We start from the raw sequence: 11,554 nt of genomic DNA, 5'->3' as shown, positions 1-11,554 counted from the left end.
GGCGAACGGCATATCAAAAAGCGTTTCGCAAATGGGTCACCTCGGGTCTTTCTCCCTCGATAAGTAAAACCTCAATGATGTCGTAGCGGCACGGAATATCGTTCCGTTTCAGAAGGCGGAGCCATTCGCGGGCTCCCCGTTCGATTAGCTCTTGTTTGGCGCGGTCAACCGCATCGGCGGGTCGTCCGCCGCTGCGGCGGGTGCGGGTTTTGACTTCGATAAAACAAAGCATGCGGCCATCTCGGGCGACAATATCAACCTCTCCTCCCCGCGGAGCCCGGAAGTTGCGGTAGAGCACCTTGCAGCCCCTCGCCCAAAGCCATTCGCGGGCAATGCGTTCCCCGAGTTCGCCGATTGCCTGCGGCTTGAGTCGGCTATCCCCTCTGCCCAAAGACACGCTCCGCTTCAGCAACGGGTGCAAACGAGCGACGATGGATCGGACAGGGTCCATACTTTCGGAGAGCTTCAAGATGCACCTTGGTGCCATATCCCTTGTGCTTGGCAAATCCATATTCGGGATATTCGGCGTCCCATTCCACCATCCGGCGATCTCGCAACACCTTGGCTATCACACTGGCAGCAGCAATGGACAAGCTCTTGCTGTCCCCCTTGACAATACCTTCGGAGGCAATCGGGAAGCCCTTCACCGGGCGACCATCTATTAGTGCGTAGTCAGCCTCCGACAACTGTGTTGCGGTTCGTGCCATCGCTGCTTCGGTTGCACGCAGAATATTGATTTCATCGATCTCCTTCGTTTCGGCAAAGGAGTGAGACCATTCAACCGCTTCGCAATTCATGATTTCAGCGAAAATGAGCTCCCGTTTCTTTTCACTCAGTTTCTTGGAGTCATTCAATCCCTCGAACACCGCATCGCTGCCAAGTCGCACTGCCGCAACGGAGACCGGACCTGCCAACGGACCTCTTCCAGCCTCATCGATTCCGATTACAAATCGAAATCCTCGTTTTCGGGCATTCTGCTCATAGGCATCATCGGGCATGGATTGATAGAAGACGGTTCGTGAGAATTGCAAAGTCAGGAGTGTGAATTACAGAAAAGAAGGTTATTTGGCGGAAAACTACACATTGTGACCAACTTTTCTGAAAAAAACACAGTTCTTACGATGGAAATGGCATCGACCCAACCGTAAGGTATCCACAACAATGCGTCTTCTGCTCCGTATCATCCTCCCATTGCCAATTTTGGCCCTCGGTTTCGCCGTGGGTTGGCTCGCAATGCACAAATGGAAGGCCCCCGAAGAAAACCTGGCTCCCGCCCGTAGCGAACGCCCCGTCCAAAGAGCGGAAGTGATTCCGTTGGAGCGTCAGGATTATCAAATCATGATTCGCACGCGTGGGGTCGTTCAGGCCAAGACCGAAACCCAACTGACTCCACGCATTTCCGGACGAATCGAGTCCCTGCACCCCAACTTTCAGGTCGGTGCGTTTTTCAAGCGAGGTGATATCCTGGTCTCGCTCGACCCCACCGACAGCGAGTCGCAAATCATCTCCGCAGAGGCTCAAGTAGCGCGCGCGGAAGCCGCTCTGGCCCAAGAGGAGGCCCGCGCCAAGCAGGCTGAATTGAACTGGAAAGACTTGGGCTATACCGAGAAAGCCAACGACCTTGTCTTGCGTATTCCGCAACTGCGAGAGGCCCATGCCAACTTGAAGACCGCCCAAGCCCAGCTGGCCGAAGCCAGACGAAACAAACTCTACACCAAGATTGTAGCGCCCTTCGACGGATGCGTGCGGGAGCGCCTGGTCGGCCCGGGCCAATCCGTAGGCACCAATACCCAACTCGGCGTCATCTTCGCCACCGACTACGCCGAGGTCCGCCTACCCGTCTCTCCAAAAGACCTTCCTTACACTCCTTTCCAAAGCCAAACCACCCTCGCCGCGACTCCTGCCATTATCCGGGACGGATTAACCGACCACCTGGAAGGCGATGAGCAAACTTGGACGGCCCAGCTGATTCGCAGCGAGGGGGTCATCGACGACACCTCCCGCGAGCTTTTCCTCATTGCCCGAATCCCCGATCCCTACGGCCTGCAATCGGGTCTGCCACCGCTCCGGATTGGGCAACCCGTGCTGGCGGAAGTTCAGGGCAATTTGCTGGAGGATGTCTTTGTTATTCCCCGGGAGACCTTGCGAGGTGCTTTCGAAACCCTGCTCGTAGACAACGAAACCTTCAAACTTCTGCGCTTCGATATCGAACCTTTCTGGACTGATTCCGAGAACTTTGTGGTCACGCATGAGCTCCCCGAAAATCATTCCATCGTCGCCAGCCGGATCCCGCACGCAGCCAATGGGGCGTTGATCGAAATCATCGAACCCGAATCCGACGAACCTCCTGTGGAAGCAGCCAAGGGACCCGAGGATACCAGCACGACCGAAGCTTAGTCCGCTCCGGTAGCAGAGATTTTTTCGGTAGGGATTCGGAACTGGATAGAGGAACCCGACGAGAGGTCCTGCCCCTCGATGAACTGCGGAAGGCTGCGTTCGGAAAGCTTGATCCCCGTGGGCTCGATGACTTTCTCGAATACGATTCGATAGCCCCCTGCTCCAGCCCCTTCCTGTCGGTAAAAGATTTCCTTCGCACCTTCGTCGAAGAAGTCGGCGGGACGATTTTGGAATTCGCAGTAATCGTCCTCGCCCCCACTCTGGCCTATCACCATTTCCACTTGATCGCCCACCCGATATTCGAACCAGTGGGGGCTTGGGTTCACCTGCTCGAAAACGTCCTGCACCGCATAATGGAGGTCGTAGAAGCAAGCATCCAGGGGCAAAGAAATCCGACGCCAAGCGATCTCTTTGCTCTGAGGATGGATGGTGTAGACTAGGTGAAAGATGCTTTCCGGCGTGCGGTAGAGCCCGAGGTCCGGCAAATCCGAAGCTTTTTCCAAATCGGCCGAACGATGGGCATTGACCTCATCCAAGAGAGGCCCTTCCCCTGCTGCCAGCTGCTGCTGCAAAGAATCCCACATAGCCGCTCCTCCCGGAATGGCCCGTACCTGTTCAATGAGCTTATCAATCTCTTCGTCACTCGCATCGGCACCGGGCCCTTGGGCCAAAATCTGATTGAGTCGGGCCAGGTCCTCCGGCGAAATCTCCCCGACATCCTCGGGGGGGTCTGAATCTGAAGTCGGACTCATCACACAATCTCTCCATCCATTTTCTCCCTTAGAATGCGGAGGGCATCCCGAAGCCTTGCCACATCCGGCCCTCCGGGATGGAGTTGTCCTCCCACCGAGTCGCAGGCGCGCAAGACAATCACGTCCCAATCCTCCTCATCCCACCTCTCGGGAGCGTAGCGAACATTGAGTTCGTAATCATAGCCTTGCAGGAAATCGCTGCCCATCAGACGCAGCTCCAAGCGCTCGCTACCCGAGGCCGCCTCCTCTCCAACCCGCGTCATCCGAAAGGTCGCCAGCCCCGGCGAGCTATCCAACGAAGCCTTCCAACGCGTATCAGAGGAGTCCCAATGCTCGAAGACGAACCGGCTCTCCAAGCGCTCCCATGGGCGTTGTGTAACCAGCCAGTCCGCCTGATGAAAGACCTCGCCATAGAGCATGGGCTCGACCTCGGGGATGACCAATGGGGAATTTTCCTTGGCATCCTCGGAGCCGTCGCTTGGGGGAACAACTTTCATGTTGGGACTGTGCCACGATGCCGGCCGCAATGACCACCCCCAAGCGCTGCATACAAGTGACTCTAACGATTGAGCCGGTCGCGCAGGACTTTGGCTTCGCTCAACCAATGTTGCAAACCGCTCTCGTCGCTGTCGGCAAGGTGCTCTCGCAAGATTTCCAAGTCCCGGGAAGCCTGCGCGATTTCAGCGAGAACCGCTTCTCGGTTGCCAAGAAGGATGCCGGTCCACATCGCAGGATTCCCCGCCGCGACCCGGGTGGTATCGACCAGTCCGCCTCCTCCGCAATCGCCTTCGCCATCGTTGCGGAGGGCCACGCGAGCTCCCACAGCGGCGAGGATGTGGGGCAAATGGCTGATCCGGGCCACCACTTGGTCATGCTCCCGAGCCGGGATGGAAGTCACCTGACAACCCAAGCTTTCCCAAAAGCCCTGAACTTCTCCGGCTCGAAGATTTCCCTCTTCCGGGCAAAGAAAACAGCACGCCCCCGCGAACAAGTCCGCTTTGGCGGCTCCGAATCCACCCTGCTCCGAGCCCGCCATCGGGTGGCTCCCCACGAACTCAATTCCAGCCTCGGCCAATAGTCGTCCCGCGCCCTCCGCGACAGCCCCTTTGACACTGCCCACATCGGTCACCACATAATCTCCTCCTGCCGCGACAAGTTGTTGTGCCAATCCTGGATAGAACTCCACTGGAGTCGCCAGAATCACCAGCTCGACCCCCTCGAGAACTTCCTTCAGATTCACGCTGGCAAAGAAACCCGCCTCTCTCACCGCAAGTAGCTTTTCCTCCGACCGTCCCCAGAAGCGGACCTCACCCAATCCCCGTTCCTTTACCGCCAAGCCCACCGAGCCACCCAGCAAGCCGGGCCCTAGAACCGCTACCGTTTCGAATGCCATGTTCCGCCGATACAAGGCAGCCGTTGACTCTTTTGGCAAGCATCGAGGACAGCGTGCCGCACTCTAAGTGTCAACAGGGTCATTACCGACTGGTCAAGGGGACGGAAATTCCGAAAACTGGCCGCGTGAAAGCTGTCCTCCCTTTCTTCCTCATTTTTGCCAGCCTGTTGACTGGCGAGGAGAAGCCGCCGAACCTCGTCTACATCAACGCCGACGACTTGGGGTGGACTGATCTGTCCAGCCAAGGCTCACGCTATTACGAGACCCCGAACATCGATCAGCTGGCCGCCTCGGGAATGGTCTTCACCAATGGATACGCCGCCGCCTCCAACTGTGCTCCCTCGCGAGCTTGTGCGATGTCAGGCCAATGGACACCCCGTCATGGCGTCTACACTGTCAGTCCCTCCACCCGCGGGAAAGCCAAGGATCGCAAGCTCATCCCTACCCCAAATAATAAAACTCTCGCCGACGAGGTCCTGACCCTACCGGAGGTCCTCCAGGCAGCAGGCTACTTCACCGCCCATGTGGGCAAATGGCACTTGAGCGAGGACCCGTTGGACCACGGTTTCGAGGTTAACCTGGGGGGGTTTCACGGAGGCGCCCCGGGTAGAGGGGGCTATCACTCCCCTTACAACTACCCCAATGTGGTGAACAAAAAAAAGGGCGAGTACCTCACCGACCGCTTGGCGGAAGAAGCCTGTCGCATCATCTCCGAAAATAAAGACCGTCCCTTCTTTCTCTCCTTCACCACCTACTCCGTGCACACCCCCATTCAGGGACGCGAGGACCTTGTCAAAAAGTTCGCGGCGAAGGAAAGCACCGCAGAGCATAACAATGCCGAGTATGCAGCCATGATCGCTTCTCTCGACATGGCGGTAGGACGGGTGGTTGAAACCTTGAAAGAGCACCAACTGCTGGAGCGGACCCTCATTATCTTCACTTCCGACAATGGCGGCCACGAAGGAGTCACCTCCAACGAGCCCCTCCGCTCGGGCAAGGGAAGCTATTACGAGGGAGGCATCCGAGAACCTTTCTTCTTTTCTTGGAAAGGGAAAATCAAAGCCGGTCAGTCCAGCGACACTCCGATGACCAATCTCGATCTTTTCCCCACCTTGGTTGCTGCCGCTCGGGCGCCTTTGCCGAAGACCAAACTACTTGACGGCCACAATCTGCTCCCTCTTTTGACGAAGGGGCAACCCTTGTCCGAACGCCCTCTCTACTGGCACTTCCCCATCTACCTCGAGGGCTATCGCGAGAACGACCAGGAGACCCGCGATCCGCTCTTCCGCACCCGCCCCGGCTCGGTGGTACGCTTGGGCCCTTGGAAATTGCATCAATACTTCGAGGACAACGGGCTCGAACTCTACAATCTGGACGAGGACCTCTCGGAGCAAACCAATCTTGCCAACACGAAACCCGAGAAAGTAAAAGAGCTTCTCGCCTTGTTGGAAAACTGGCGTAAGGAAACGAACGCTCCGGTTCCCACCGAACTCAATCCCAAGTTTCGCACTCCGGAAACCCACTGAACCCAAAAAAGACCACACCTTGACTACTGCAAAAGAAGCCCTCCAATTGTTGAAAGAAGGAAACGAGCGATTCGCCGCGGGCGAGCCCCTTCGCGTGACCCAATCCAACCCCGAACAGCGGACTAGCCTGACCGCAGGCCAAACTCCCTTTGCCATCATCCTCGGCTGCTCCGATTCTCGTGCTCCGGTAGAGCTCATCTTTGACCAGAATCTGGGCGACCTCTTCGTAATCCGCATTGCGGGCAATATTGTCGCTCCATCGGGGGTGGGGTCAGTTGAATTCGCCGCAGACCAATTTGGCACGCGACTGGTTGTGGTCCTCGGACACTCCCAATGCGGTGCAATCAAAGCAACCTTGGACGAACTTCAGCGCCCGACGGAAAAGCGCTCCCCCAATCTCGACTCCATCGTCAACCGCATCCGTCCCGCAGTCCAACCCCTGCTCGAGTTTCGACGGGACGAAGACCCCTCCGAGTTGGTGTCCAAGGCAGTCCGAGCCAACATTCGTGCTTCCGCCAACCATCTCCGTCATGGCTCGGCAGTGCTGGAGAATTTGATCGAGAATGAAGGGCTCGTCGTCGTGGGTGCCGAATACTCGCTCAGCACCGGCCGGGTTGAGTTCTTCGATGGGGTCTAGCCCCGCATTTTCCTTCGCCGGATTTTCTGAAAACCGAAGCTTGAGCCCCCGTCGGGGCTCTTCGGGAACGCTTTGTTCCTAGAACAAGGCGACTTTACGGAGATCTACTGACAAAGAAACCGTTCTTTATGCCTCGGGCTAAGAACATGCACTTTGCATTCCCTAGAGGTCAGACGATCCCTTGCCGATTGCCTGACCCTCCTCCCGAAACCGAGATTTAACCCACTCAAAACGAACCACTTAGAACCAAGACCCTCTCTTTTCGACTCAAAGAAAACCAGTATATCAAAAAAGAATAGCTCTAACTCAACCTAGAGATGAAGGATATTCAGGTTGTTTCATTGGTCCGACTCATCCTCTTTTTAGTTGCTTGAAAGCTATATCTCCCTCAGGACTAAGGGCTGATTTTGACGAGAAAGGCTCCAGTCCCTGCCATCGACACATATGCGGTCTTCCGAAGGTCCCCTATCCCGCAAGCACTTGTTGATAAGAAAACGCACCGAGTCATCGAGTGCAGCGAAGCTTTTCGTGCCTTTCTATCGAACAACGATTGCGAAGCCGAGTGGTGGGATCGCTTGGTCTGGGGCCATGAGGAATGCTATCGGCTGATCCAGGAACAAGGTCGCAACGAAGACCTCCGGATTATTGAATCACTTACCCTGACCTTGGAGTGCGGGTCCAAGCAGTCATTCCAATTGGCGGTGACTGACCTGGACGATCTTCGCCTTCTCACCTTCACCGCTCGCAACTATACCGAGAATGACACCGACCTGCTGGAGCAGGCCTTTCAGGGCACGGAATTTCGAGTCGGGAGAAGCTACTTTCGCTATTGCACCGAGGCCTTTTGCAAAACATTCGGGATGGATTACGGCCTCATTGCCCGTCTGGACGATAGTGGCAAAGAGCCCATGGCTCACTCCATCTCCTTCTACAATTCCAGGGATGGTTACATTCAGAACATCAGATACAGCCTTCTGAATACCCCATGCATCCTGCCCTACCAGAAGCCCGGGGTTTCTTTCGTTCCTGATAATCTCCAGAAAGTATTTCCCATGGATTTGGACTTAATTGCCATGGAGGCGCAGTCCTACATTGGGCTGCCCATTCTCGATGAGAACGGCAAGGCCATTGGCCACTTGGCCTTGCTCCATAGCAAACCCATTCCGGAGCCCACTCATACCGAGAAGATGTTCCTGAAGATCTTTGCCGCCCGCTCGGGTGCCGAGTTGCAACGCCAGCGGGTCGAAGAAGAACTGCGGCGGTCGCAGAAAAAGGCTGAAGAAGGCAATCAAGCCAAAACACGCTTCTTGGCGAACATGAGTCACGAGCTCCGCAGCCCCCTCAATGCGGTGCTGGGATATTCGCAGCTATTGGGCCAAAGCACTGCCCTTTCGGAGACAGACCGCGGGAGGGTGGAGAACATCAACCGCAATGGACGCCACCTGCTGGCCCTCATCAATGACGTTCTCGATATGTCTCGTATCGAACTCAAGCACCTGGATATCGAGAACAGCCCCGTCCGGCTGGCGGATATTCATCAGGATGTCCAGGCTCTCATTTTTCCCCCTTCCAACGATTCCGAGACCACCTTCCTCACCTCGTTTGCCCCGGATTTGCCGGATACGGTCCTTACCGACGGAGCCAAAGTCAGACAAATTCTGACCAACCTCGTCACCAACTCCATCAAATACGGCAATGGCAGCGAGATCAAATTTCAGGTCTCCATCGATTCCAACGACGATCCCCAGCTTTCCACGCTCCACTTCACGGTTTCCGACGAAGGGCCCGGCATTCCCAAAAAGGTGCATGAACGTCTGTTCTACCCTTTTGAGAGAGGCAAGCACCGCTTGAACTCCAATATCGACGGAACCGGTCTTGGTCTTTCGATCGCACGGAGACTCGCCCGTGCAATGGGAGGCGACATCACTTTGGTAAGTGAGGAAGGTCAAGGGAGCGCCTTCACGCTCTCCTTGCCAGTTGCCATCGCCACCGAAGAAACTCCCTTGGTTAGCTGTCCGACCCGTTCGTTGGAGAAGACCTCTCTACAGGGGTGCGTCCTGGTGGTCGATGACAATGACGCCAGCCGCGACATCGTCCGCCAAGTCCTGGAACGCGAGGGCCTGTCCGTGATCGAGGCCTGTGACGGCGAGGAAGGAGTCGCCACCTGCTTGCGTGAACATCCGGATTTGGTCCTGATGGATGTGCGAATGCCGAAACTTACGGGTCTCGAAGCCTCCACCCAAATCAAGGAAGCCCTCAAAATGGACTCGCCAGTCATCATCGGATTGACTGGTGATCTGCTCAACGTCAAGGGGACCCCACAAAAGCATGAGGTCTTCGACCTGGTGATTGGAAAGCCTTTTGAATTTACGACCTTGGTCAAACTCGTCACAAACGCTCTCCAGGAGCGCACTTCTTAATCTCACGCCATGTTTTCTCTCTTCGCCAAATCCGAGGATTCCAATTCTCCTGAAAATCCTTCTTCAGGTATCACCTCCGACGTCCTGAACTTTCCGGAAGGACCGAGCACCCAGTATGTTCAGGATTTGATGCTGGGATTCGTGCACAAACACAACAACTTCCTGACAATCACCCAAGGCTACGCCGACCTCATGCTCAGCGGAAGCCTGCGGGAAGACCACGAGCGAAACCTCACTACAATTGCCAAGAGCGCCCGCAACGCCGTCGAACTCAACGCCAGAGTAATGGCCTGCGCGAGCAAAGACCTTCCCCAATTCGAAAAAGTCGAACTCAAATCCTTTCTCCAAGAGCGCGAGATGAGAATCAAGCAAGTGGCCGGCGAACAAAACTGCGAAGCCATTATCGAACTTGGTCATGAAGACGGCGATGTCCACACCGACCCTTTCTGGCTCGATATCATTCTCAGCGAGGTCGTCCAAAATGCCTGTGAGGCAAGTAACGCCTCTCGGATTACCGTGACTCTTCTCCCCGACAGCGAAACGAAGTCCGGCCGTATTCTGGAGGTCCGCGACAATGGCGACGGAATTTCTGAAGAAACCTTGTCCAAGGTCTTCACTCCATTCTTTTCGACCAAGGGGCGCGAGCACATGGGCATTGGCCTCACTCGTGCCGGCTCTTTGGCTGCAAAATTGGGAGCCTTGATTAAAATTGAAAGCTCCTCCCCCGGCACCACCGTGTTGCTCAGCCTGCCTCCGCAAGCTTAAGCGTCCGCGCTTGCAATGGTCGCCCCGATTTGCCCCCCGCAGGGGTCCAGGCCCTTTTGTGCCGAGATTGACCGAGACTTGCAGAAACCGCATGTTCACCTCACATTGCACAAATCTGACCAGCCAACTTCTTCATCGTGAATTCTAGTTTCTTTCCCTCCCAGCTTTTCCGATTCCTCCTCGGATCCATTTTTCTTTCTTTCCTTTCTGTAGGGCAAGCTGAAGAGAGACCCAACATCATCGTCTTTCTCGCTGACGACCTCGGCTACGGAGATCTGGCTTGTTACGGAAATTCTATCATCGAAACCCCACATTTGGACGCTTTGGCCAAAGAAGGAGTTCTCCTAACCGACTGTCACTCGGGTGGCACCGTCTGCTCTCCTTCACGAGCATCTCTCCTCACAGGGCGCACTCCATACCGTACGGGTTTTTACACCATCGCGGGACCGGAAGGCAGCCACCTTCGCAAACAAGAAATCACCTTGGCCAAACTTCTGAAAGACGACGGCTATGACACTTGCTTCGTGGGAAAGTGGCATCTGGGAAAATTCTCGGGACAACCCGATCCCGGAGCCCACGGATTCGATCATTGGTTTGGCACCGCAGTCAACGCCTTTGACGGCCCCCAGGACCCGGGCAAGTTCGTGCTAAACGGCACCCCCGTTGAAAAGACCGGCAAGTGGTATTGCGACGCCATCGTTGAAGAAGCCATCAGCTGGATGAACAACCGCCCCGACCAGAAGAAACCTTTTTTTCTCTTCATCTGCTCGCACGAACCCCACACCCCCGTGCACCCGCCTGAGAAATACTCCAAACGATATGAGAACAAGCTGATAGACCTCAAAGAATCCGAGGTCAGTTATGGGCAGGTTCACCGCCCCTTGGACCGTGCGATTGACTCCAATAAAAAGTATTATTACGGCACCGTGACCCAACTTGATGATGCCTTCGGCCGCCTAATGACAGCTGTGGAGAAGCAAGGGCAAGAGGACAACAGCCTCGTGATTTTCACCAGCGACAACGGCCCCGAAACTCCAGTCACCGTAGAGGAATCCGAGAACCTGTGGGAAGATCCCATCCGGGACCGCTGCTTCGGCACACCGGGACCGTGGCGCGGTATGAAGCGCTATGTCTTCGAAGGTGGCCACCGTGTCCCCGGGATCGTCCGCTGGCCCGGCAAGGTGAAAGCAGGCACCCTCTCGACTCAATTGGTCAATGGAACCGATTGGCTTCCGACCGCTTGCGCAGCAGCAGGTGTGGAAGTGCCCACGGACCGGACAATCGACGGCATTGACGCCTTGCCCGCTCTCCGTGGCGAGGATTCCCAGCGCCCGATTCCCGCCTGCTGGATGTTCCCGGTCGGCTATGACTCCAGGAAGCTCGCCAGCATGTCGATGCGCGATGGAAGCTCGGTCCTGGTGGGATGGTTCGATAGCGAGACCACGGGGAAAGGCAACTCTGCCTGGGTCAAAGCCGCTAAGCTGGATCGCTTCGAACTCTTCGACCTCTCCATCGACCGGACTCAGAACAACCCGCTGAACGAAATCCGCCCCCAGCAGTTTGAGACCTTGAAAGGAAAGATGGAGGCGCTCTGGAGTGACATTCAAAGCGACGCTCCGGACTGGACCAAGTCCTGAGCACACGAAGCCCATGGACAACTCCAA

General features: G+C 56.0%; 11 protein-coding genes. 6 read left to right on the top strand and 5 right to left on the bottom strand.

Going from position 1 to position 11,554, the window contains the following annotated elements:
* Nucleotides 1-13: 13 nt before the first annotated feature.
* On the bottom strand, nt 14-397 hold the full coding sequence (locus tag IE099_RS09265; protein WP_189569643.1) for a YraN family protein: 384 nt from the start codon (nt 395-397) through the stop codon (nt 14-16).
* Nucleotides 375-1,031, bottom strand: coding sequence for a ribonuclease HII (locus IE099_RS09260; RefSeq protein ID WP_229809459.1), 657 nt, complete (start codon nt 1,029-1,031; stop codon nt 375-377). The genes IE099_RS09265 and IE099_RS09260 overlap by 23 nt, the downstream gene beginning before the upstream one ends.
* Nucleotides 1,032-1,161: 130 nt before the next feature.
* On the opposite strand from IE099_RS09260, the gene IE099_RS09255 reads away from it, so the two are divergent.
* Nucleotides 1,162-2,397 carry an efflux RND transporter periplasmic adaptor subunit gene (locus IE099_RS09255; protein WP_189569642.1) on the top strand — a complete coding sequence of 412 codons (1,236 nt, stop codon included), beginning with the start codon at nt 1,162-1,164 and terminating at the stop codon, nt 2,395-2,397.
* Here the strand turns inward: IE099_RS09255 and IE099_RS09250 are convergent.
* From IE099_RS09250 to IE099_RS09240, 3 genes are all read right to left on the bottom strand, one after another.
* Nucleotides 2,394-3,149, bottom strand: a complete 756-nt coding sequence (locus IE099_RS09250) for a plasmid pRiA4b ORF-3 family protein (protein WP_189569641.1) — start codon at nt 3,147-3,149, stop codon at nt 2,394-2,396. The two genes, IE099_RS09255 and IE099_RS09250, sit on opposite strands and share 4 nt — an antisense overlap.
* Entirely contained in the window at nt 3,149-3,646 is a 498-nt protein-coding gene (locus IE099_RS09245; protein ID WP_189569640.1) for a hypothetical protein, read from the bottom strand. The genes IE099_RS09250 and IE099_RS09245 overlap by 1 nt, the downstream gene beginning before the upstream one ends.
* Nucleotides 3,647-3,708: 62 nt before the next feature.
* Complete coding sequence (locus IE099_RS09240) at nt 3,709-4,542, bottom strand: prephenate dehydrogenase (protein ID WP_189569639.1); 834 nt, start codon at nt 4,540-4,542, stop codon at nt 3,709-3,711.
* 125 nt (nt 4,543-4,667) lie between these two features.
* Here IE099_RS09240 and IE099_RS09235 point away from each other — a divergent pair, with 125 nt between their 5' ends.
* The 5 genes from IE099_RS09235 (at nt 4,668) to IE099_RS09215 (ending at nt 11,527) form a co-directional block, all read left to right on the top strand.
* Complete coding sequence (locus tag IE099_RS09235) at nt 4,668-6,068, top strand: sulfatase (RefSeq protein WP_229809458.1); 1,401 nt, start codon at nt 4,668-4,670, stop codon at nt 6,066-6,068.
* Nucleotides 6,069-6,087: 19 nt separating this feature from the next.
* The gene (locus tag IE099_RS09230; protein ID WP_189569637.1) at nt 6,088-6,705 is read left to right on the top strand and encodes a carbonic anhydrase; all 618 of its coding nucleotides are present in this window, start codon (nt 6,088-6,090) and stop codon (nt 6,703-6,705) included.
* A 407-nt stretch (nt 6,706-7,112) separates the two neighbouring features.
* Nucleotides 7,113-9,125: a hybrid sensor histidine kinase/response regulator gene (locus IE099_RS09225; RefSeq protein ID WP_189569636.1), complete on the top strand. Its 2,013-nt coding sequence runs from the start codon at nt 7,113-7,115 to the stop codon at nt 9,123-9,125.
* 9 nt (nt 9,126-9,134) lie between these two features.
* Entirely contained in the window at nt 9,135-9,890 is a 756-nt protein-coding gene (locus tag IE099_RS09220; protein ID WP_189569635.1) for a sensor histidine kinase, read from the top strand.
* A gap of 137 nt (nt 9,891-10,027) precedes the next feature.
* The gene (locus IE099_RS09215) at nt 10,028-11,527 is read left to right on the top strand and encodes a sulfatase family protein (protein WP_229809457.1); all 1,500 of its coding nucleotides are present in this window, start codon (nt 10,028-10,030) and stop codon (nt 11,525-11,527) included.
* The last annotated feature ends 27 nt before the right edge of the window (nt 11,528-11,554 follow it).

The organism is Roseibacillus persicicus (genome assembly GCF_014651675.1).
Classification (GTDB): Bacteria; Verrucomicrobiota; Verrucomicrobiia; order Verrucomicrobiales; family Akkermansiaceae; genus Roseibacillus; species Roseibacillus persicicus.
This window is presented reverse-complemented; position numbering and strand designations above follow the sequence as displayed.